The 23,597-nt window shown below is 43.0% G+C and carries 18 protein-coding genes; 13 read left to right on the forward strand and 5 right to left on the reverse strand.

Going from position 1 to position 23,597, the window contains the following annotated elements; genetic code table 11:
* Positions 1 to 38: 38 nt before the first annotated feature.
* The 3 genes from CRJ00_RS09170 to CRJ00_RS09180 are packed head-to-tail and all read right to left on the reverse strand — an operon-like array spanning position 39 to position 2,778.
* Positions 39 to 455: a hypothetical protein gene (locus tag CRJ00_RS09170; RefSeq protein ID WP_099366580.1), complete on the reverse strand. Its 417-nt coding sequence runs from the start codon at positions 453 to 455 to the stop codon at positions 39 to 41.
* Between the two features lie 29 nt (positions 456 to 484).
* On the reverse strand, positions 485 to 2,149 hold the full coding sequence (locus CRJ00_RS09175) for a M28 family metallopeptidase (RefSeq protein ID WP_099366581.1): 1,665 nt from the start codon (positions 2,147 to 2,149) through the stop codon (positions 485 to 487).
* An 11-nt stretch (positions 2,150 to 2,160) separates the two neighbouring features.
* Entirely contained in the window at positions 2,161 to 2,778 is a 618-nt protein-coding gene (locus tag CRJ00_RS09180; RefSeq protein WP_099366582.1) for a sprT domain-containing protein, read from the reverse strand.
* Positions 2,779 to 2,882: 104 nt separating this feature from the next.
* On the opposite strand from CRJ00_RS09180, the gene recN reads away from it, so the two are divergent.
* On the forward strand, positions 2,883 to 4,535 hold the full coding sequence (recN, locus tag CRJ00_RS09185; RefSeq protein WP_099366583.1) for a DNA repair protein RecN: 1,653 nt from the start codon (positions 2,883 to 2,885) through the stop codon (positions 4,533 to 4,535).
* A 158-nt stretch (positions 4,536 to 4,693) separates the two neighbouring features.
* On the opposite strand, the gene CRJ00_RS09190 is transcribed toward recN, so the two are convergent.
* Complete coding sequence (locus CRJ00_RS09190; RefSeq protein WP_144038136.1) at positions 4,694 to 5,113, reverse strand: hypothetical protein; 420 nt, start codon at positions 5,111 to 5,113, stop codon at positions 4,694 to 4,696.
* A 145-nt stretch (positions 5,114 to 5,258) separates the two neighbouring features.
* The gene (locus tag CRJ00_RS09195; RefSeq protein WP_099366585.1) at positions 5,259 to 7,820 is read right to left on the reverse strand and encodes an ATP-dependent Clp protease ATP-binding subunit; all 2,562 of its coding nucleotides are present in this window, start codon (positions 7,818 to 7,820) and stop codon (positions 5,259 to 5,261) included.
* 167 nt (positions 7,821 to 7,987) lie between these two features.
* Here CRJ00_RS09195 and ettA point away from each other — a divergent pair, with 167 nt between their 5' ends.
* From ettA to CRJ00_RS18975, 12 genes are all read left to right on the forward strand, one after another.
* Positions 7,988 to 9,670: an energy-dependent translational throttle protein EttA gene (ettA, locus tag CRJ00_RS09200; RefSeq protein ID WP_099366586.1), complete on the forward strand. Its 1,683-nt coding sequence runs from the start codon at positions 7,988 to 7,990 to the stop codon at positions 9,668 to 9,670.
* A gap of 6 nt (positions 9,671 to 9,676) precedes the next feature.
* The gene (locus tag CRJ00_RS09205; protein WP_099366587.1) at positions 9,677 to 10,861 is read left to right on the forward strand and encodes a PAS domain-containing sensor histidine kinase; all 1,185 of its coding nucleotides are present in this window, start codon (positions 9,677 to 9,679) and stop codon (positions 10,859 to 10,861) included.
* A 2-nt stretch (positions 10,862 to 10,863) separates the two neighbouring features.
* Positions 10,864 to 11,922 carry a response regulator gene (locus CRJ00_RS09210; protein ID WP_099366588.1) on the forward strand — a complete coding sequence of 353 codons (1,059 nt, stop codon included), beginning with the start codon at positions 10,864 to 10,866 and terminating at the stop codon, positions 11,920 to 11,922.
* Between the two features lie 107 nt (positions 11,923 to 12,029).
* A complete protein-coding gene (locus tag CRJ00_RS09215) occupies positions 12,030 to 12,449 on the forward strand; it encodes a lactate dehydrogenase (protein WP_099366589.1) in 420 nt (139 codons plus the stop codon).
* A 1-nt stretch (position 12,450) separates the two neighbouring features.
* Positions 12,451 to 13,815 carry an oxygen-independent coproporphyrinogen III oxidase gene (gene hemN, locus CRJ00_RS09220; RefSeq protein WP_099366590.1) on the forward strand — a complete coding sequence of 455 codons (1,365 nt, stop codon included), beginning with the start codon at positions 12,451 to 12,453 and terminating at the stop codon, positions 13,813 to 13,815.
* Positions 13,816 to 13,861: 46 nt separating this feature from the next.
* Positions 13,862 to 16,258, forward strand: a complete 2,397-nt coding sequence (locus CRJ00_RS09225) for a heavy metal translocating P-type ATPase (protein ID WP_099366591.1) — start codon at positions 13,862 to 13,864, stop codon at positions 16,256 to 16,258.
* 10 nt (positions 16,259 to 16,268) lie between these two features.
* Positions 16,269 to 16,442: a cbb3-type cytochrome oxidase assembly protein CcoS gene (ccoS, locus tag CRJ00_RS09230; protein WP_099366592.1), complete on the forward strand. Its 174-nt coding sequence runs from the start codon at positions 16,269 to 16,271 to the stop codon at positions 16,440 to 16,442.
* A gap of 75 nt (positions 16,443 to 16,517) precedes the next feature.
* On the forward strand, positions 16,518 to 16,883 hold the full coding sequence (locus CRJ00_RS09235; RefSeq protein WP_099366593.1) for a hypothetical protein: 366 nt from the start codon (positions 16,518 to 16,520) through the stop codon (positions 16,881 to 16,883).
* Positions 16,884 to 16,990: 107 nt separating this feature from the next.
* The gene (locus CRJ00_RS09240) at positions 16,991 to 18,097 is read left to right on the forward strand and encodes an efflux RND transporter periplasmic adaptor subunit (RefSeq protein WP_099366594.1); all 1,107 of its coding nucleotides are present in this window, start codon (positions 16,991 to 16,993) and stop codon (positions 18,095 to 18,097) included.
* A gap of 16 nt (positions 18,098 to 18,113) precedes the next feature.
* The gene (locus CRJ00_RS09245) at positions 18,114 to 22,679 is read left to right on the forward strand and encodes an efflux RND transporter permease subunit (RefSeq protein ID WP_099366595.1); all 4,566 of its coding nucleotides are present in this window, start codon (positions 18,114 to 18,116) and stop codon (positions 22,677 to 22,679) included.
* A gap of 209 nt (positions 22,680 to 22,888) precedes the next feature.
* Complete coding sequence (locus tag CRJ00_RS18610) at positions 22,889 to 23,230, forward strand: hypothetical protein (protein ID WP_144038137.1); 342 nt, start codon at positions 22,889 to 22,891, stop codon at positions 23,228 to 23,230.
* 169 nt (positions 23,231 to 23,399) lie between these two features.
* Positions 23,400 to 23,597 (forward strand): hypothetical protein (locus CRJ00_RS18975; RefSeq protein ID WP_218962201.1); only part of this gene is annotated, 198 nt, incomplete at its 3' end.

Consider the following 23,597-nt stretch of genomic DNA (forward strand, 5'->3'; position numbering starts at 1 on the left):
CCCAATTTATATTTTCAATTGGAAATTCCGCTTTCCAATTAGTTTAAGATCGACCAAGTAGCGTATGGAATTCTTGATAAAGCCAAGATCAAACCCAATACATAAAAAATCAAAACCGTTTGGTTTGCTTTTTTAGGATCCGCAATTTTCTTTGCTTTAGAATATCCAATAGTAATCAATACGATCGCAAGAACCATCGCGATAGGATGTTCAACGGTGTACAACCTGGAAACACTATCCTTCATGGTTTCGCCCGAAAGGTTCTCAAAACCTCTTGAGGAAGTGAAGTATAGTATAAAACCAATAATCAATTGTAAGTGGGCACTGATCAATCCGATCAAAGCAATCTTACGGTTGAAAGGTTTGTTGCCCGCATAATTAGCTAAGGTGATCAAGATCGCGACCACTAAGGCAAGTAGCAATACAATTGCTAATGTGGAATGTAGATGTAGCATAGTTTCTATAAATTTCAATCACAAATATACTATTTTGAAAGTCGTTTGTCGCCTAATTCTTTAAACTCTGACTTAGCTTTGAAATTAGGGAAGGTATTTTCCATGGATAGGGTATATCCTATGTCAAAGAATAACCTGGTATCCGCGATTATCCCATCAAATTTCCAGTTTTCATCCAGTTGATCGGTTACCGCATGGTATCTTCCGGCCAGTGCATTCCGACGGGTAGCTAAGGCAGCGGTATCCGTTTCTAAATAATCTCCCGCACTGCCCATATATAATCCAGGAATTCCCTGTTTCACAAAGTTGAAATGATCCGAACGGTAAAATCCACCAGAGGTCGGACTTCCTTCAGGTTTTAAGGTTCTACCGAATTTCTCGCCCGATCTGATGGCATAATCCTCCAGTTCCGTCTGTCCGGTTCCTACCACCGAAAACCCATTTTGTGCTCCAACGGGATTAAAGGAATCCATGTTCAGGTTGGCTACTGTTTTGTTCAATGGGAAAATGGGATGTTCCGCATAATATTGGGAGCCCAATAATCCTTGTTCCTCAGCCGTTACAGCTAAAAATACGATCGTTCTTTCCGGTTTTACCTTTGCGGCTTTGAAAGCCTTTGCGATTTCAAACAAAGCAGCCACACCGGTCGCATTGTCTATCGCACCATTGAAGATGGAATCTCCGTTGGATACCTCTCCAATTCCTAAATGGTCCCAATGTGCGGTATATATAATCGTTTCATCGGCACGTTTGCTTCCTTCGATCTTTGCCAGTACATTATTTGATTTCGATTCCCGGAAACTGTTCTTTAAGGAGACGTTCGTGGTTAGATTCATCGGAACAGCCTTAAATCCTTTTTTCTTGGCATCTTCCATAACCTTCGGATCCAAACCAGCAGCCTTGAATAATTTGTTTGCTGTTTCACCTGTTACCCAACCTTGAAAAGCCACTTGGTTCTTTCCTTTGTTTTCAGGAACCAATGACAATTGCGGACCAGTCCAACCACCTCTTACCACATTCCAACCGTAGCTGGCAGCAGCCGTTTCATGGATGATCAGGACACCTGCAGCACCCTGTCTGGATGCTTCCTCAAATTTATAGGTCCAGCGACCATAATAGGTCATGGTATCTGCTTTAAACAGATTTTTATCATAGCGGCCAGGATCAGAAACCATCACCACAACGGTCTTTCCTTTCACATCCAAACCCTCGTAATCATTCCAATTATATTCTGGTGCCACGATTCCAAATCCTGCAAAAACCAGCTCTGTATTTTCTACCTGGATGTGCTCTTCCATCCTTGGCGAACCAATCACATAATCATCCAGAAAATCAACCGTAACATCGGTATTTTTCCCTTTGAAGGTAAGCGTATTCTCCACTGGCTTTGCGTCGATCTCCACCATAGGCACCTCTTGGAAATAAGAATCTCCGTTCCCTGGTGCTAAGCCCAAGGCTTTAAACTGCTCTTGGATATAATTGACCGTAAGGGTATCACCTTTTGTAAAGGGTTTTCTTCCCAAAAATTCATCTGATGCTAAAGTGGCCACATAGTTTTTGAAGCCCTCCTCCGTGATGGCATGGATGGCTGTGGAATCCAACTTACTGCTATCAAAGCTTCCAGATTCGGAACCTGATTTACAGGACACCAAACCCAGTAAAGCCGCAGCAAAAAAATAGGTCGTTTTTTTCATTTTTAATGGTTTTATGGTTTTTCTATCGGAAAAACTTCAGCAATAGGATGGAACAGGTAGATCCGCTGGGTAGAAACCTCCAGGCATTTATACCTTTTTCGAAGTTTCTCCTGTTTCTGGAATACCCTTCCGCTCTTGATACTGAAGTACTGTTGGAACTCCAGCGTGTCAATCGTCACGATCTCCTCCCGTTTGCTGTCATAGTTTTTCAACGTCTTGTATAGATTCAGATCGGTGCAGCTAGAAGCTGCCGGATTGTTCATATACTTGACCAAAGCGCTGGTCACATCTGCCGGAAATAGATTCAATCTGATGAAGGGATCCATTAATCCCTTAAAGTTATTCTTCCATTCCGTCCCATGTGGCCTAACCTTGTTCTTGTGGTTCTGCCAGGTTTTCAGATGGGCAAATTCATGAACCGTAGTGATGAGAAAAGAAAATGGATTCAAATCATGGTTAATGGTAATCTGATGGGGTTCATTTTTGAATGGCGAACGATAATCGCCGAGTTTTGAACTCCGTGATTTGGTCACCTTGAACCTACAGGCAGTATCATTGATCCATTGGGAAATGATCGGCGCTGCAGCTTCTGGAATATACTTGCTCAACTGTTTGCTAAAATCCGGCATGAACTACAAACATATTAGTTTAACATTAGAATTAATAATATAAAATATTCAAATTTCCCGTTGGAAACAGAATTAACTATATTTGAGGGTAAGTCAAAACATACATGTTAAGTAAACTGCTGATAAAAAACTATGCATTGATAGATGCATTGGATATTTCATTCGACCATAAACTCAATATCATTACCGGGGAAACCGGAGCCGGTAAATCCATCATTATGGGGGCATTGGGGCTTATCCTTGGCAACCGTGCCGAAAGCAAACATTTTTTTGATGAAAAATCAAAATGTATCATTGAAGGACATTTTGATGTGCAGCATTATCAGTTGCAGGACCTCTTTCAGCAGCTTGATCTGGATTATGATGACTTATCCATTATCCGTCGCGAACTTCATGCCGACGGAAAATCCCGTGCATTTGTAAATGATACACCCGTGACCTTGCAGACCTTGAAAGTATTAGGCGAGCGATTGATCGATATCCATTCCCAGCATGCCACCTTACAGATCAATACCGAAGCTTTTCAGTTATTGGTATTGGATACTGTAGCCCAGCATACTGACCTGTTGCAGGATTATAAACAACAATACCAAAGCTATAAAAAGTCCAGTCAGGAGCTTAAAGATATGGAAGAGGACCTGGCAAAATCCAGGGCGGAATACGATTATCAGCAATTTATTTTCAATGAATTGGAACAGGCGAATCTGCAGGAAGGGGAGCAGGCTGAAATGGAAGCCGAGCAGAGCCAATTGGAGAACGCGGAAGAGATCAAGCGCCAATTCCATGCAGCAGGTCAAGTCCTTCAAGGGGAAGAGATCAATGTATTGGATAGTCTGAAAGCTGCATCTAATGCGGTGCAGCAAGGAATCCGATATTTGCCTTCTGCTGAACATATAAATGAACGCATGCAATCCGTGATCATTGAATTGAAGGATATTGCAGCAGAAGTGGAGCAGATCGCGGATGGGGTAAGCATGGATGAAGAAAGATTGACCTTGATAAATGAACGTTTAACGGTGCTTTATGATCTTCAGAAAAAGCATCGGGTGGATCATGTGGAAGGGTTGATTAAATTGCGTGAAGAATTGGAAGGCAAAATGCAGTCTTCTTCGGATTTGGAAGAAAAGATCGAAGCATTGAAGAAAAGTTTGGAAGTTGTATTTGCAGAGCTGCAAACCAAAGCGGAAAAGATCAGCTTGAACCGGGAGAAGGCGACTAAGATATTGGAGAAGGAGGTGACACAGGTATTGGCGAGAGTGGGAATGCCACATGCGCAATTGAGGGTGGAACTGAAAAGATTGGATAAATTTAAATCGACGGGACAGGATGAAGTTTCCTTTCTGTTTTCGGCAAATAAGGGGCAATCTTTGCAGGTTATTCATAAGGTAGCTTCGGGAGGGGAGTTGTCGAGGGTGATGTTGGCGATTAAGTCGCTGGTGGCAAAAACTTCGGCATTGCCTACGATAATTTTTGATGAGATTGATACGGGGATATCGGGAGAGGTGGCTTTAAGGGTTGGGGAATTGATGGAAGAACTGGCGGAGAATATGCAGGTGATCAGTATTACGCATTTACCTCAGATTGCTTCACAGGGATATAGCCACTTTAAAGTGTATAAAGAAGATAAAGGCGAAAAAACAAAGTCTAATATTGTGTTGATGGATAAGGAGGAGAGGGTAATGGAAATTGCGCAGATGTTAAGTGGAGCGAATCCGGAAGCCACGGCTGTACAGCATGCACGGGAGATGTTGAAGTAAAAAAAACGTCCTTGCGAGGAATTTTACGTCATTGCGAGGAACTTTACCCGTCATTGCGAGGAACGAAGCAATCTTTACACTAATCGAAAGATTGCTTCGTTCCTCGCAATGACGAATGGCTCCTCGCATTAGCGAAAACCTCGCAATGACGAGTATATCTAATTACCTACTAAACCCTCCGTCAATCCAACTTTGATTAACATTTTTTCAGGTCTAACAGGTGCTCCAGTACCTCTATATTCCGCATAAACAGCAACCGATCCAACAGCATAGTTCGCAGTGAAATGGTAATCACGAATGGTTCCTGGCAAAAGCTCATAAAGATTGGAATGACTCTCAAATAAAGCTGCTACACTTACAATTCCATCTTCAAAAATTACTTCATCTAAATCCGGCTCATCAATGATTAATTCATAAGTTGGACGATCAGCAGTAATTGCTTTCCAAGCTGAAGGTTCAATAGTATACACATACGTATAAGTCCTAGTAGAGTTCGGATCCATTACCTCTTTAGTACAAGAACTAAAGCTGACCAAACTTGCTGTTGCAATTGCAAAGGCTAATAAAAGTTTTTTCATGAGAAGAGTTATTATATTGTTATTAATCTGTTTCTTATGGGTTAAGACAACCCAAACCCCAAAAAGTTTAAACCTTTTTAACAAATATTTTGCCATAAAAAAAGCCGGATGAGTATCATCCGGCCTTTCCTATACAAAATTGACCTTAGTCTTTTTTCTTATTATCCTTAGATTCAGAGGCTAAAGAAGAATCGTCCTTCTGGTTTTTTCCGGCAGAAGAAACCACAATTTCTTGTTTTTCTTCATTGTAATCCACCAAAATAGTGTCCCCATTTTTCAGATCTCCTTTAAGGATCTCCTCTGCGATCGGGTCTTCCAAATATTTCTGGATCGCACGTTTCAACGGACGGGCTCCAAAATTACTGTCATAACCTTTCTCCGCAATATGGTTCTTCGCTTTCTCTGTCAAGTTGATCGGATGTCCCAATGCTTCGATACGGGCGAATAAAGATTTCAATTCAATATCAATGATTTTGAAGATATGATCTTTGTTCAACGAGTTGAAGACAATAACATCATCAATACGGTTCAAGAACTCCGGTGCAAAAGCACGTTTTAAAGCCGTTTCAATCACACCTCTGGAATGAGAATCAGCTTGGTTCTCTTTCGCAGCGGTTGTGAAACCAACCCCTTGACCAAACTCTTTCAATTGGCGTGCACCAATGTTCGAAGTCATGATAATAATGGTATTGCGGAAGTCCACCTTACGACCCAAACTATCAGTCAACTGTCCTTCGTCCAAAACCTGTAACAACAGGTTGAAAACATCCGGGTGAGCTTTTTCGATCTCATCCAACAAGACAACTGCATACGGCTTACGACGAACCTTCTCGGTCAACTGACCTCCTTCTTCATAACCAACATATCCTGGAGGCGCTCCCACCAAGCGGGATACCGCGAATTTCTCCATATATTCACTCATGTCGATCTGAATCAATGCATCTTCTGAATCAAACATGAAACGGGCAAGTTCTTTTGCCAATTCCGTTTTACCAACGCCGGTCGGACCTAAGAAGATGAAGGAACCAATAGGTTTCTTCGGATCTTTCAATCCTGCTCTGGTACGTTGGATCGCTTTCACCAATTTCTGAACAGCATCATCCTGGCCGATGATACGACCTTTCATGGAATCGCCCATGTTCAATAATTTCTGGCTGTCCGTTTGGTTCACACGTTGAACTGGAATACCAGTCATCATGGATACTACCTCGGCCACATTATCTTCCGTTACGGTATATCGTTTGGTTTTGGTTTCCGCTTCCCAAGCTGTTTTTTCCTTCTCTAATTCCTCGATCAATTTTTTCTCGGTATCACGAAGTTTAGCAGCTTCTTCATATTTCTGCGAACGAACGACCTTGTTCTTCTCTACTTTCACATCCTCTATCTTCTCTTCGATATCGATGATACTCTGAGGGACATGGATATTGTTCAAGTGTACACGAGAACCTGATTCATCCAAGGCATCGATAGCCTTGTCTGGTAAGAAACGATCCGTAATATAGCGCGTAGTCAAAGACACACACGCCTCGATGGCTTCTGGGGTATAGGTTACATTGTGGTGTTCCTCATACTTGTCCTTGATACGGTTCAAAATCTCGATCGTATCATCATAGGTAGTCGGCTCCACTGTTACCTTTTGGAAACGACGATCCAATGCGCCATCTTTCTCTATATACTGACGGTATTCATCCAAGGTAGTTGCCCCGATACATTGGATCTCTCCACGAGCCAATGCCGGTTTGAACATGTTCGATGCATCCAATGAACCTGATGCACCTCCAGCACCAACAATGGTGTGGATCTCATCAATGAACAATATAACATCTGGTGATTTTTCCAATTCGTTCATCACCGCTTTCATCCGCTCTTCAAACTGACCGCGGTATTTTGTACCTGCAACCAAGGATGCCAAATCTAGGGTAACTACACGTTTATTGAATAGCACACGAGAAACCTTCCGTTGGATAATCCGTAAAGCCAATCCCTCAGCAATGGCTGATTTACCTACTCCTGGTTCTCCAATCAAAATCGGATTGTTCTTCTTCCTTCTGGAAAGAATCTGAGATACTCGTTCAATTTCTTTTTCACGACCAACGATCGGATCCAATTTACCTTCCTCCGCTGCTTTCGTCAAGTCACGACCGAAATTATCCAAAACTGGAGTTTTCGATTTGATATCAGAAACCTTCTTAGGGGTTGTAAATTGCGATTCTTCTTCGTTATAATCCTCATCACCTCCGGAAGGCGAATTCGATGCCTCATCGGTGATGCTGGTCGCATTCTGTTCTACTTCTGTTTTGAAAACATTGTAGGAAACATTGAACTGTGATAAAATCTGTGAAGCAATATTATCCTCATCCCGTAGGATGGCCAATAATAAATGTTCGGTTCCAATAATATCACTCTTAAATATCTTAGCTTCCAAATAGGTAATCTTCAATACTTTTTCTGCCTGTTTAGTCAGTGGCATGTTACTGATCGATGTACGGGAAACAGAAGGCCCCATAACGGCCTCCTCTATGGCTTGCCTTACAGCGGCCATGTCAACGCCGATATTCTTCAATATCTTGATCGCTACTCCATCGCCCTCACGGATAAGACCAAGTAATAAATGCTCTGTGCCTATATACTCGTGTCTTAAGCGAAGTGCTTCTTCTCGAGAGTACGAGATCACGTCTTTGACCCGGGGTGAAAATTTTGCTTCCATTAAATTCCTTTCTCTATTAAATCGGGTGATAATTGTATAAATGTAATAAAAATACCCTTTACACCCTTTTGTTACTTTATATTTTTATCAACAATTAGACCATAGCGCGAATACTATCAAATTGTCAGTAATTCCATTATCTTTGTGGAAAAAGTTTCATCATCCTTATGTCAGACGAGAAAATTATCTTTTCCATGGCAGGCGTGAATAAAATTCACCCGCCATCCAAGCAAGTACTCAAGAATATCTATCTATCCTTTTTCTATGGAGCTAAAATAGGGGTCATTGGTTTAAATGGTTCCGGAAAATCTTCCCTATTGAAAATCATCGCCGGTATCGATAAATCCTACCAGGGCGAAGTGGTGTTCTCACCAGGTTATTCTGTAGGTTATTTAGCACAGGAACCCGAATTGGATAAAACAAAGACGGTATTGGAGATTGTGGAAGAAGGTGTTGCTGAAACAAAAGCCATCCTTCAGGAATATGAAGATATCAATGAAAAGTTTGGTCTGCCGGAAGTCTATGAGAATCCTGATGAAATGGATAAATTATTGGCTAGGCAAGGCGAGTTACAGGATATGATCGATGCGAGCAATGCCTGGGAATTGGATTCGAAATTGGAACGCGCCATGGATGCTTTACGTTGTCCAGAGCCGGATACCTTAATTGCCAATTTGTCAGGGGGTGAGCGAAGAAGGGTGGCGTTATGTCGTCTTTTATTGCAAGAACCAGATGTCTTGTTGTTGGATGAGCCTACCAACCACCTGGATGCCGAATCCATCGATTGGTTAGAGCAACATTTACAGCAATATAAAGGTACGGTAATCGCCGTAACCCACGACCGTTATTTCTTGGATAATGTGGCCGGTTGGATCCTGGAATTAGACCGTGGTGAAGGTATTCCTTGGAAAGGGAATTATTCTTCCTGGTTAGATCAGAAAGCCAAACGATTGGCTCAGGAAGAAAAACAGGAAACCAAGCGTCAGAAAACATTAGAACGCGAATTGGAATGGGTAAAAATGGCACCAAAAGCCAGACATGCCAAATCCAAAGCCCGATTACATAATTATGAAAAATTAGCCTCTGAGGAAACCAAAGAACGCGAAGAGAAATTGGAGCTGTTCATTCCTCCAGGCCCTCGATTAGGCAATGTGGTGATCGAAGCAACCAATGTATCCAAAGCCTATGGCGATCGGATCTTATTTGAAAATTTAAGCTTCTCCCTTCCTCCAGCAGGTATTGTGGGTATTATCGGTCCAAATGGTGCCGGTAAAACGACCCTTTTCCGATTGATCACAGGTCAGGAAGAACCAGATTCGGGAACATTCCGGGTAGGAGAGACCGTGGCTCTGGGCTATGTAGACCAGATGCACGATGATCTGGATGCCAACAAATCCGTTTGGGAAAATATTACCGATGGAAATGAGAACATCCAATTAGGAAATCGTCCGGTGAATTCCCGTGCTTATGTTTCCAAATTCAATTTCAATGGCGCCGACCAACAGAAGAAAATCGCTGTATTATCCGGTGGTGAACGAAATAGGGTACACTTGGCCATTACCTTGAAAAAGGGATCCAATGTGCTATTACTCGATGAGCCGACCAATGACATCGATGTGAATACCCTGCGAGCCTTGGAAGAAGGTTTGGAGAATTTCGGTGGATGTGCAGTGATCATCTCCCACGACCGTTGGTTCCTAAACCGCATCTGTACGCATATTCTTGCCTTTGAAGGGGATTCGCAAGTCTACTTCTTCGAAGGAAATTATACCGAATACGAAGAGAACAGAAAGAAACGTTTAGGTGATGTAGGTCCGAAAAGAATTAAGTATAAAAAACTTGTAAAATAAAGATTATTGGAAACCGCCAAGTTACTCGAAGCTATCATTGAAAATGCCATCGATGGGATTATTACCATTGATAACCATGGAAATGTGGAAAGCATCAACCCTGCCGCATTAGAACTCTTCGGATATGATGCCGAAGAGGTGATCGGGAATAATATTTCTATGTTGATGCCTGAGCCAGACCGTTCCAATCATGACCGTTATATTTCAAACTATGAAGAAACAGGTCACAAACGGATTATAGGTATCGGTAGGGAAGTGCGGGGACTGAAAAAAGATGGTACAACCTTCCCTTTCCGTTTGGCAGTTAGCGAAGTGTTCTATAAGGATCGGAAGATCTTTACCGGATTCGTGCATGACCTGACCAAAGAGAAGAAAGCCGAGATCGAACTAAAGAAACATACCCAAGAATTGGAATGGAATGTGCGGGAAAGAACAAAAGACCTGATCAAATTGGTTTCCGAGCTGGAAAAGGCGAAAGCCGATGTTAGTGTTTCCCTTGAAAAGGAAAAGGAATTGAACCAATTGAAATCAAGATTTGTTTCTATGGCATCCCATGAATTCCGGACTCCATTGAGCTCTGTGCAATTGTCGGCCTCCTTGATTGATCGCTATGTTGAAAAATCGGAATATGCTCCCATTGAAAAGCATACCAATCGGATCAAGAATTCTGTTCAATTGTTGAATACGATCCTCAATGATTTTCTGAACTTAGAAAAACTGGAAGCGGGAGTCGTCGTGGTCAATAAAAGCGATGTGAACATGGTACAGTTGGGTGAAGAGATCGCAGAAGAAATGCAGATGATCTGTAAAAAGAACCAACATATCATCTACCAACATACGGGCGAAGAGGCGAACTTCTTTATCGATCCTAATCTGTTGAAAAACAGCATCATCAACTTGATTTCCAATGCCATAAAATATTCCGGAGAAGATACCTTCATTGAGTTTAATACGGAGATCGGCAAGGATTCGCTTGTGGTAACCGTAAAGGACAATGGTATTGGTATCCCATTGGAAGATCAGGTAAACCTGTTCGAACCTTTCTTCCGGGCAAATAATACAGGCAATATCCCTGGTACCGGTTTGGGGCTGAACATCGTGAAACGCTATGTTGAACTCATGGGCGGTAAAATGGAATATTGGTCCGCCGTGAATGAAGGCGCAATTTTTAAAATGAATTTCATCCAATAAGAATGGAAAAAAGAAGAATCTTAATTATTGAAGATAATAGTGATATCAGGGAAAGTACAGCAGAAATCCTGGAATTGACCGGAGAGTATTCGGTCATGGTGGCTCCTGAAGGAAAAACAGGCGTAGACCTGGCGATCAAACATCGCCCTGATATGATTCTTTGCGATATCATGATGCCTGAACTGGATGGTTATGGGGTATTGTATATGTTGAGCAAACACGAAAATACCCAAGATATCCCTTTTATTTTTCTGACGGCCAAGTCGGAAAAGGCCGATGTGAGAAAAGCCATGGAAATGGGGGCAGATGATTACCTGACCAAACCATTCGATGACCTGGAATTGCTGAATGCTATTGAAAGTAGGTTCAAAAAACGTTCGCAGATCCAAGCCAAGGCCGTACCATCGGCAGATAGTTTCCGATTGGATGAACAGGAACAAGCCTACCTGCTTCAGGACCTGGCAAGCCATGGCCGAATGAAGACCATTAAAAAGAAACAGACCATCTATGAAGCTGGTGACACCCCGCTTTATGTGTATTATATCAAAAAGGGAAAGGTTCGCAGTTTTCTAAATTATAAGGATGGTAGGGAATTATCCACCAATATCTACATTGAGGATCAATTTTTCGGCCTGGAATCGGTGTTGCTGAACACCAAATATGGCGACAATACCTCCATCCTGGAAGATGCGGAAATCGCCCTTATCCATAAGGACAATTTCTTTGAACTGCTCTATAAAAAACCAGCGATTGCCTCTAAATTGATTAAGGTATTATCCCAGAATATTTTAGAAAAAGAGGAGCAGATGCTCGGCTTTGCCTATGATTCTGTTCGTAAGCGTGTGGCCAATGCCTTGGTCAATGTTGCGGAAAAATCAGGATCGGCAAATGATGAAGTCACCATCAAAATTTCCCGGGACGACCTTGCTGCTTTAGCGGGTACTGCCAATGAAACCATTAGCCGCATGTTGGCTGATTTTAAAGATGAAAAACTTTTAACCAAAGAAGGAAATGCGATCCGCATATTCTCCGTCGTACGATTAAAGAATATCAAACAATAAGCTGGCTCCTTAAACCGTGATATATATCACTTTCTGGGCTGATGCAGTTCACTGAATATAGTGAATGTATACAGTACCTTTGAATGGTTTATATATCTAACTTAAGGATGAGAGTGATTGCATATAACATTTTAGGTCCCGAAAAGGAATACTTGGCCATAGCGAATGCGAAGGTCCATGATCTGACTTTGGTGACCAATGAATTGAATTTCAGTACAATGCATTATGCTTTGGGAAAGGAAGCTGTTATCATATCTGAACGTGATATATTAGATCGGGTCATGTTGGCGGAATTGAGCAGGATAGGTGTGAAAAGTATTGTCACACGATCTTCCACCACCGAACATATCGATCTGGATTTCGCAGGTGAGTTGAAAATGCATGTAGCCAACGTCCCTTTTGAAACATCCTTAGAAGATATTGCCAAAAGAACCATCCAAAACCTTACCCAATGGATGGTCGGCGGTTGTGCAGGAGATGCCTGCCAATGCAAGATGGACTGCGCAAACAAAATGAAATTCGGTTAATATGGAAATAGATAGATTCAATGCCCTCATTCATAAATACAATGTGGCAGCACCTCGATATACCAGCTACCCAACTGTTCCTTTTTGGGAAAATGACCACTTCAACGAACAAGACTGGAGATTAAGGGTCTCCGAAAATTTTAAGGATTCCAAAGAACAGGGGATCAGTATCTATGTACATTTACCTTTTTGCGAAAGCCTGTGTACCTATTGTGGATGCAACACGCGAATTACCAAAAACCATCAGGTAGAAGATCCTTATATCACCTCCCTCTTGAAGGAATGGAAAATGTATAAGGAGATTCTGGGCAATGAATCTTTGATAATTGCGGAAATCCATCTTGGTGGTGGCACACCAACTTTTTTCCAGGCCGAAAACCTGCACCGGCTGATTGATGGATTGATGGAGGGAAATCAACGTGCGGAAGGCGCTTCTTTTTCTTTTGAAGCCCATCCTGCGAATACGACTTACGAACATTTAAAAACATTATACGACTTAGGTTTCAAACGCCTCAGTTTAGGGATCCAGGATTTTGACGAAAAAGTCCAGTTCATCATCAATAGGCATCAGACCGTAGAGGATGTTGCACGGGTGATGAAGGACGCCAGAGCCATTGGTTATGACTCTATCAATTTTGACCTGATCTATGGTCTTCCGCTGCAAACTGCAGAATCGGTGAGAATGACCATCGAACATTCCTTGATCCTTAACCCGGATCGGATCTCTTTCTATAGCTATGCCCATGTGCCTTGGATCAAACCTGGCCAACGAAGATTTACTGAACATGATTTGCCAGTTGGCGAAGAAAAGTTAAATTTATATAAACTTGGAAAACAGATGATACAGGAAGCTGGTTTTGAAGATGTGGGTATGGACCACTTTGCAAAACCGGCCGATGAACTGTATAAAGCATCCAAAAATGGAACCTTGCACCGTAATTTCATGGGCTATGCCGATAGGTATACGCCTTTGTTGATCGGTTTAGGGGTTTCTTCGATCTCGGATGCTTGGACCGCTTTTGCGCAGAATGTGAAAACGGTAGAGGAATACCATAAACTGATTGCCGAAAATAAATTACCGGTTTTTAAAGGTCATTTGTTGAATGAAGAAGATGTTCTGGTAAGACAATATATTTTGGATATGATGTGTAGGGGAAAAGTATCCCTAAAACCTCATGAAGAGATAAATATCGGTATCTTAGATAGACTTCAACCTTTACAGTTGGATGGACTTGCCGAAATCAAGGGCCTGGAAGTTCAGATCACTGAAGTAGGAAAGTCCTTCTTGAGAAATGTGTGTATGGCTTTTGATGTGCGTTTGCAACGTACGAAGGAAAGAGAGAATCTATTCAGCCAAGCGATATAAGCGATTTCAAAAACGAATCTTTAAAACAATTTATCAGGAGATTGGAATGGCGATCAACAGTAAATTAAAATTGAATACCAGCTGTTACCACTGTGGTGATCAGGTGGAAGAAACAGCCTATGTGCTGGATGATCATGATTTCTGCTGTTTGGGCTGTCAAACAGTCTACCAGATCCTCAATGAAAACAACCTAGCAAGTTATTATAAATACAATACCCATCCCGGTAAATCCCAAAAGAACCAAAAAGAGGATCTTTCCTACTTGGACGAACCCAATATTGTTGCCAAATTGGTGGATTACCAAGATGAGGAAATGGCCATTATCACCTTTTACGTACCTGCCATCCATTGCAGTTCCTGTATCTGGTTATTGGAAAACCTGTATAAACTGAATCCTGGCGTGAAGACATCCCAAGTAGATTTCATGAAAAAACAGGCCAGTATTACGTTCCATAAAAAGGAAATTTCCCTACGGGAATTGGTGGGGCTGCTCCATAATATTGGTTACGACCCGAAGATCACCCTTCAGGATGTGGTTAAGGAAGGGAAGAAATTCAATCAGAACAAGCTCATCGCCAAAATCGTCGTAGCGGGGTTCTGTTTCGGAAATTCCATGATGATCTCCTTTCCGGAATATTTCGGAATGGCGGCCTTCGAAAAACAATACGCCAATTTCTTTGGCTATATGAACCTGGCCTTTGGCCTTCCGGTATTATTATATAGTGCGTCGGATTATTTTAAATCTGCCTGGATCAGTTTAAAACAAAAGCGCTTAAACCTGGATGTTCCTTTGGCATTAGGAATATTTGTGCTCTTCTTCCGTTCGGCATACGAAATTATTTCCCAAACAGGAGCTGGATTTATGGATACCCTATGTAGTTTGGTGTTCTTTATCCTGATCGGTAAATGGGTGCAGCAGCGTACCTATTACCACATCTCCTTTGAAAGGGATTACCGTTCTTATTTTCCGGTAGCCGTGACCGTGATCAAGGAGCATACTGAAAAACCTACGCAGATCGGAGATCTGCAGGTGGGCGACCGGATCTTGGTAAGGAACAATGAAATCATTCCGGCAGATGCGATTTTATTGAATGGGCATGCATCCGTGGATTTCAGTTTTGTAACCGGAGAAAGTAAACCTGTTGAAAAGGTATTGGGCGAAGTCGTCTATGCGGGTGGGCGGCAGATGGGAGAAGCCATCGAGCTGGAAGTGGTGAAAGCGGTTTCCCAAAGTTACCTGACCAAACTGTGGAACAACGACAGTTTTAAACAGTACGAAAAGAAATTCGACACCTTCATTGGCTATATCAGTAAATATTTTACCATCGGTCTTTTGGCAGTGGCCTTTGTTTCCTGTGCATATTGGTTACTTGGTGGAAATGCGGATAAAGCTTGGGCAGCCTTTACGGCCGTTTTGATTATTGCCTGCCCTTGTGCCTTGGCATTAAGTTCGCCATTTACCCTTTCCGCAGCATTGAGCATCTTTGATAAGAATAAACTGTATATCAAGAATACAGCTGCTATCGAGCAGATGGCTGCCATCGATGCCATGGTCTTTGATAAAACAGGAACCATATCCTCACCAAATGCCTCCAGTATGTATTTTGAAGGATCTTTATCCAGTTTGGATAAGAACCTGATCTATTCCCTCTGTCGAAATTCCAACCACCCTTTGAGCCGAGAGATCATCAAATGGTTAGGGGAGGGGCAATTGTTGCCGATTTATGATTATGAAGAGGTGGCAGGTAGAGGGCAATCTGCAAAATACCAAGATTATAGCATCCGATTGGGAAGTGCCAGTTATGTGGGATCCCAAAAGGTAGATTTGGAAGGATCGGTTGTATATGTACGGATCAACGATGCAATCAAGGGTTTCTTTACCTTGGAACAATCCTGGCGACCAGGATTGGCAGACGTCATCAATCAATTCAAAGGAGAATCCTATAGTCTTCACCTGATCTCAGGTGACAATGAGCGACGGGCAGACGCATTGAAAATGATCTTCCCACAAGGTTCTAAATTGTTGTTCAATCAGACACCGGGGGAAAAATTGGAACGGATCCATGATAGGCAAAACCAAGATCATAAAGTGTGTATGTTGGGCGATGGCTTGAACGATGCCGGTGCTTTGCGAAAAGCGGATATCGGAATAGCCGTATCGGATGATATCAATAACTTTTCTCCTGGCTGTGATGCGATTTTGGATGGGGAATCTTTTGATAAATTGCCCAAATTCTTTGCTTTTAGCAAAGATGCGGTGAAAGTGATCAAGATGAGTTTCATCATTTCCCTGATGTATAATAGCATAGGTCTGAGTTTTGCGGTGCAAGGGACCATGTCGCCATTATTTGCGGCTATTTTGATGCCGATCAGTACAGTTACGATCATTTCATTCACCAGTTTGATGACCCGGTGGTATGCAAAACGAAGAAATTTAATTTAAATTTGTAGGTATGAACATCATATTTATGTTAATCGGTTGTAGTGTGCTTATTGCGCTGTTCTTTCTTGGCGCCTTCTTTTGGGCGAGCAAGAATGGACAACATGAGGATACCTATACACCATCGGTTCGAATCCTCTTTGATGATGAACCGCAGGAAGAGGGGAAAGAACCCGCTAAAAAATAGGCTGAGACCCCAAAAATCACAGTTTTTTTACAGAGTTCATGCTTTTATTGATATTCGGCATGGTATCTTTGTAACATGTTTCGATTGTTCCATTTCTTGGCACTTTTTGGTTATCTGAACTTGCTCTGTTTTGAGGTGAACAGCAGCTGCTTCTTAAATTCTGGAGAGGTAAAAACCAATGAAACATTCGTAGAAGTTTTGTTGGAAGAAGTGCTCAACATGAAGCACGCGGATTCCGACGAAGCAGTCCCCAATATTATTTTTGATGATTACCGCGCAATGTCCCTATCCTTAGGTTTATTGCCCGCTATTCTTATATTTTCCTGGTTATTGGTTCGTGTCAAAGAACTGATCAAAACCCAAGACCATCCCTTTTACCTTTCGAAAACATTATGCCTTCCCGGCTATTATAGTTTTCTGTATCGGTACAGACCTTTCTAATTTCTTTCGCTAGGTTCTATTTTTTAATTGAACCCTGGCCATTGCATGTCTGCAATGGCTGAATTCCATGTGTATCTATTTTTTTATTACCCGAATTATATTTTATAATGAAGAATCGTTTCTTGATGCTTCCATTGGTTGGAAGTGCAATTTTCTTTGCTGCTTGTACAGCAAATAGTAATGAACAGCAAACTACTACAACGTCCAAAGTAGTGCCTGTTACTCATCTTATCCAAAAAGACACCGTTATCTTTAAGGAATACATTGCCGATATCCAATCGCAACGGAATGTGGAACTACGGTCTAGACTGACTGGGTTTTTGAATAAGATCTATGTAGATGAAGGGGCTTATGTAAGAAAAGGTCAGGTACTGTTCTCATTGACCGATGAAGAGTACAAAGCGGATCATGCCCAAGCACAGGCCGCTGTCAATTCAGCGATGGCAGAAGTGAAAAAAGTGGAACTGGAAATGGAAAGGACCCAAAAATTGGTCGATAAGAATATTGTTAGTAGATCCGAATATGAGTTATTACGAGTGCAGTTAAAAGCGGCCCATGCCAAGGTGAAAGAAGCCGAGGCAATTCTACATCAAGCAAAAACAAAATTAGCACATACCCAAATCAGGGCCCCATTTGATGGTCGGATCGATCGTATCCTACTCCGAGAAGGGTCCCTATTGGAAGAAGGCTCTTTGTTGACCAGCATTTCAGACCAACAACTGGTCAATGTCTATTTTGATATTTCGGAAACTGAATATTTGGAAATCGCATCCGACCCAAGTTTTAACCGAAATCATTTCAAGAAAGAGGTACAGTTGATCCTTGCCAATGGAACGTTGTATCCACATAAGGGCACGGCTGAAATTGTGGAGAGCGAGTTTGAATCCAGTACCGGGTCTATTTCCCTACGTGCAAAATTCCCTAATCCGGACGGATTATTGAAACATGGGGCAACGGGCAGAATTGGGGTACCAACCCAAACCGGCAACCTTTTATTGGTACATCAGAAATCGGTGTTGGAAATTCAGGATAAGGCCTATGTATATACCCTAAAAGGCGACACGGTACAAATGACGCCATTTAAGAACGGGCGCCGTGTAGGACATTACTACGTGGTGGAAGATGGGCTGGCAGAAAATACCAAAGTGGTTTATGAAGGCGTACAATCCTTAAGGGATGGTATGCGGGTACAGCCTAAACTGATGAACAACTAAAGGGGGGATTGGATAGATGTTTGAAAAATTTATAAAGAGACCGGTGTTATCATTGGTCATCTCCATATTCATAACCTTATTAGGCCTTTTGGCCCTTTTTACCTTGCCTATTACGCAGTTCCCGGATATTGTTCCGCCGTCAGTAGTGGTGACAGCGAGCTATACCGGGGCAAATGCTGAGGTAAGTACCAATGCCGTCGCCATTCCATTAGAAAGGGCAATCAATGGGGTGGCCGGCATGACGTACATGAACTCCGTATCGACCAATAATGGAAATACGTTGATTCAGGTTTTCTTCAAGGTAGGTACTGATCCGGACATCGCCGCCGTGAATGTGCAGAACCGGGTGACCACCGTGCTGGACGAACTTCCGGAGGAAGTGATAAAAGCAGGGGTGACCACCGAAAAAGAAGTGAACAGTATGCTGATGTACCTCAATCTATATAGTGAGGATGAAACAGCCGATGAACGGTTCATCTATAACTTTACCGATATCAATATCCTGAAGGAACTGAAGCGTATTGAAGGGGTTGGGTTTGCACAGATCATGGGAATGAAAGATTATGCCATGCGCATCTGGGTGAAACCTGATCGATTATCATCCTATTCGATCTCTACCGAAGAATTGGTCGCGGCATTACGCCGTCAGAATATCGAGGCCGCACCAGGTCAAACAGGGATCAGTTCCGATAAAACGGTGAACATGCAACAATATGTGCTTCGCTATCCTGGAAAATTCACTGAAATCAGTGAATACGAGAACATACCGATCCGTGCCAACGTGGATGGATCTATCATTCGGGTAAAGGATATCGCTGAGGTGGAGTTCGGTTCATTGGATTATGAAATGGTTTCCAAAACTGACGGTCGACCTTCTGCATCGATCATGATCAAACAATTACCTGGATCCAATGCGCAGGAAGTGATCCAGCGCGTGAAAGATAGAATGGCCGAATTGCAGGCCGCTACTTTTCCGCCAGGTATGAAATATACTATGGGATATGATGTTTCTCGGTTCTTGAATGCATCCATCTCTTCGGTATTGATTACCTTGATCGAAGCCTTTATATTGGTTTTCCTAGTGGTATTTATTTTCCTTCAGGATTTTAGGGCTACCATCATTCCTATTTTGGCAGTGCCTGTATGTCTGATCGGTTCTTTATTTTTTATGCAGATGATGGGTTTCTCCATCAACTTATTGACTCTTTTTGCGCTGGTGCTCGCCATCGGAATTGTGGTCGATAATGGTATTGTCGTCGTCGAGGCCGTCTATGCTAAAATGGAGGAGGAGCACCTCTCTCCAATGGAAGCGACTTTGGCGGCTATGGATGAAGTGGGTTCTGCAGTAATTGCCATAACCTTAGTCATGTCGGCCGTGTTTGTTCCGGTGGCATTTCTTTCTGGGCCGGTGGGGATTTTCTATAGGCAATTCTCGCTTACCTTAGCAGCAGCTATCGTCATCTCCGGAATCAATGCCCTGACCTTAACGCCAGCACTATGTGCCATCATCCTGCGATCTCCACACGATAAGAAGCCGGGGAATGGTCCATTGGATAGGTTTTTCCGTGGATTCAATAAGGTTTATAATCGGATCAGTGGTGGCTATAAGAATGTGCTCGGCCGAATTGCCGGCCGTAGGATCATCACCTTGGCCGCTCTGGCCGGTATGTTCGTGATCACCTGGGGATCTGCATCCATTTTACCCTCGGGATTTATCCCAACAGAAGATCAGGGGATGATCTATGTAGCGGTAACAACCCCTCCTGGAGCAACCGTTGATCGAACAGAAGCGGTGCTGAACGAAGTGGATGCTATATCCCGAGAATTGGACGTGGTAGAAACCGTTTCCATCCTTGCAGGATATAGTATCGTAACAGAGGTTTCGGGTGCATCCTATGGTATGGGGATGATCAACCTTAAGGCTTGGGATGAAAGGGAACAATCCGTAGACGATGTGATGAAGGTACTACGTGAAAAAACAGCCCATATTGCCGATGCAGAGATTGAATTCTTTCCACCTCCTACGGTTCCAGGCTTCGGAAATTCATCGGGTTTTGAGTTGAGGCTATTGGATCGTAGTGGTAATGAGGATCTTGCGAAGACCAATGAAGTGGTCAAGGATTTTATCAATGATCTTCAGGCCAATGAGGTGATCGAAAGCGCAAGTACTACTTTTGATGTGAATTTTCCGCAGTACATGCTGGAGATTGACTATGATTTAGCGGCTAAAAAGGGTATTTCCGTAGAGAATTCCATGAATACCTTACAAACTTTATTGGGAAGTTTATATGCGACGAACTTTATCCGCTACGGACAGATGTATAAGGTCATGGTACAATCTGATGCTTTTTCAAGACAAAGACCTGAAGATGTACTGAATCTATATGTAAAAACCGCCGATGGCGAGATGGTTCCCTATTCTTCTTTCATGACAATGAAACGGGTGTATGGCCCAGAACAGATCACCCGATATAACATGTTCACATCTGCGATGATCACGGGTCAGGCTGCTCCTGGCTTTAGTTCCGGTCAGGCTATCGATGCGGTGGAAGAAATTTCAAAGGTCCTTCCCCAAGGTTATGAGATTGAATGGTCGGGCATGACCCGGGAACAGAAGATATCCGGTAATCAAGCGGGATATATCTTTTTACTTTGTTTGGTCTTTGTATATCTCTTATTGGCAGCACAGTACGAAAGTTTTCTACTTCCGCTACCGGTTATTCTTTGTCTGCCTGCTGGTGTATTTGGCGCTTTTATCTTCCTCAAGATCTTTGGGTTGGAAAATAACATCTATGCGCAGGTAGCATTGGTCATGCTGATCGGTTTGTTGGGAAAGAATGCGATTTTGATCGTGGAATATGCAAACCTGAAAAGAAAACAGGGGATGGATGTACTTACAGCTTCTATTGAAGGTGCGGTTGCGCGATTGCGACCAATTTTGATGACATCCTTTGCCTTTGCAGCGGGCTTGATTCCGTTGATGTTGGCTTCGGGAGCTGGTGCGATCGGAAACCGGACCATCGGAACCGCTTCAGTTGGTGGTATGGTAATCGGTACAATTCTAGGTGTGATCGTCATACCTGGTCTGATCGTGCTGTTTTCCAAAAGAAATAAAAAGAAAAAAATGAAATCTTTGAATAAGGGTGCAGCGGTGCTATCCGTTTTGGTCATTACGTTGTTGGGTTCATGTGCTATACCAAAACAGACTGCCCAACAAAATCTTCCAACAGCGATCGGCGAATCGGCAAATGCCTTTCTGCAAGACAGTTTATCGGTTGGAAGTTTAGCTTGGAAGGACGTTTTTACTAATCAGGAATTAGCGTCCTTGATCGATTCTGCCTTGATAAATAACCTGGATGTTCGTCAGACCATTCACCGTATTGAGGTGGCACAAGCGAATTTCAGGTTCCGAAAATCCGCTCTTTATCCTACTTTGGAAGGTGCCGTAGAAGCGGGGCTGCGAAAATATGGACATTACACCGAATCCGGGATCGGAAATTATGATTCCAATTTTTCGGAAAACCTAAAAGAAGATGAAAAATTACCGGAACCATTTATCCCGGATTATTTTGTAGGGGTCCGTTCTTCTTGGGAGATCGATCTTTGGGGAAAATTGCGGAACAGGAGGGAAGCTGCCTTTTCCCAATTGCTGTCGGAAACCGAAACTCGTCGATTGTTGGAAACAGAATTGATCGCCAGTATTTCCTCGGCCTATTATGAACTGTTGAGCTTGGATGAGAAAGTGGCCGTTTATGAGGAAAACATCAAATTGCACGAGCGGGCTCTCGAAATTATTGAAGCGCAGAAGGAAGCTGGTCGTGCGGATGAGTTGGCTGTTCAGCAGTTCAGATCCATCTTGGCCGAATCAAAAGCCAATCGGGAATTGGCAGAACAGGAGATCCTGGCTTATGAACATCAGATCAACGCCTTGCTGGGTAGGGTATATCAACCCATCTCCCGAAAAACAAAAGCATTGGCGGAGGAATTGTTATTTGCCGATCTACAGGTCGGTAATTTGGAAGATGTGCTGAATAACCGTTTGGATATCCGAAGAGCAGGTCTGGACATGAAAGCAGAATACCATGAACTGGAAGCCGCTCGCTTATCCTTTTTACCAGCGGTTGCTATCAGTCCTTACCTAGGACTGCAATCTTTTAGCCTGGATAAACTTTTTAGCCTGGATAAATCCGTCACTTACGGTTTGTTTGGAGGCATAACGATGCCGATTTTTAAACAAAGGGAATTGAAATCACAGTATGAGATCATGAAAGCCAAGTATGGGATCAGTTTTTTGGAATATGAAAAGTTGGTGCTGAACGCGGTCAATGAGGTTTCTCTGGCCATGAATACCCAGGATGCGATTGTAAAGCGGGAGGTGCATGTTCGGGATCAGGTTCTTGCTCTGGAGTCAGCCATTGCAGCTGCGGAAGAACTTTTTATTGCTGGAAGAGTAAATTACCTGGATATCATTACTGCTCAAAAGAGCATGATCGCGGCTCAGGTTGCAGAGGTGGATGTCAATAAGGAGAAACTATTAAACCAAATTGTGCTTTACAAAGCCCTTGGTGGTGGATGGAGGTAGGGGATTGCTTCGTCATTGCGAGGAGGTACGAGGAAGCAATCTTTGGACATGCGGCTCCCCATGTCATCCTGAGCATCGCCGAAGGATCTGTACGTGTACCACATGTAGATGCTTCGACTCCGCTCAGCATGACATGGCGGGAAGATTGCTTCGTTCCTCGCAATGACGCTGAGGCTACCAATGACGCAGAGCCCCCCATATATCCTTCGATGCAAAACCATGGTGAAAGTAATGCTAAAGTATGCTTTTCCTATGGTCAGCATCCATTTTCGTGCTTTTTCCCTGCTTCCATCCTGCTTCAGATACGCACCAGGTGGGTTCCGGAGCAAAATATGTTCCCCTATCAGCAGACCAACATAGATAAATGGGATAAAATCCCATCGGTACAAACCTATCCTGCACCCCCGGATACAAATTTATCCACCATTGCCACAGCGCTTTACAGGGAAACCGTAAAAAATGTTCACCGGGGGTCTTGGAAATATGGATGGGAAGTCCCTATCTTTGCACCACTCCGCAAGGGAGGGACGGCCGGATGGCCACTGAAATAAGGGTAGATGCAAGTTGCTATTTGGGGGATTCCCCGGGCCAACGATGCACGGAAAAAAAAGTTCCAAAAAATTATTTTAAAATAAATTTTGCGGAACCGAAAAAACCTTCTACCTTTGCAGTCCCAACCACGGGGAACGGCAGCCGGCGCGACGCTGGCAGCCAATAAAAATGACAGTTCGAGACCAAGGAAACGAGGTCGGAAAACATACAGAAGCCGAAGCGCGAGCGGAGGCGGAGAGTTCTTTAAGATTTTATGATCATGTAACGCAGCGAGTAGTCGGAAGACGAAAGCTGAAAGAAAAAAGACCATTACGGTCAATCAATTTCAGATTTCCGGGAGCAGGACAGAGATACAAAAAACAAGAC

Source organism: Sphingobacterium sp. 1.A.4 (assembly GCF_002734245.1).
GTDB classification, from domain to species: Bacteria; Bacteroidota; Bacteroidia; order Sphingobacteriales; family Sphingobacteriaceae; genus Sphingobacterium; species Sphingobacterium tenebrionis.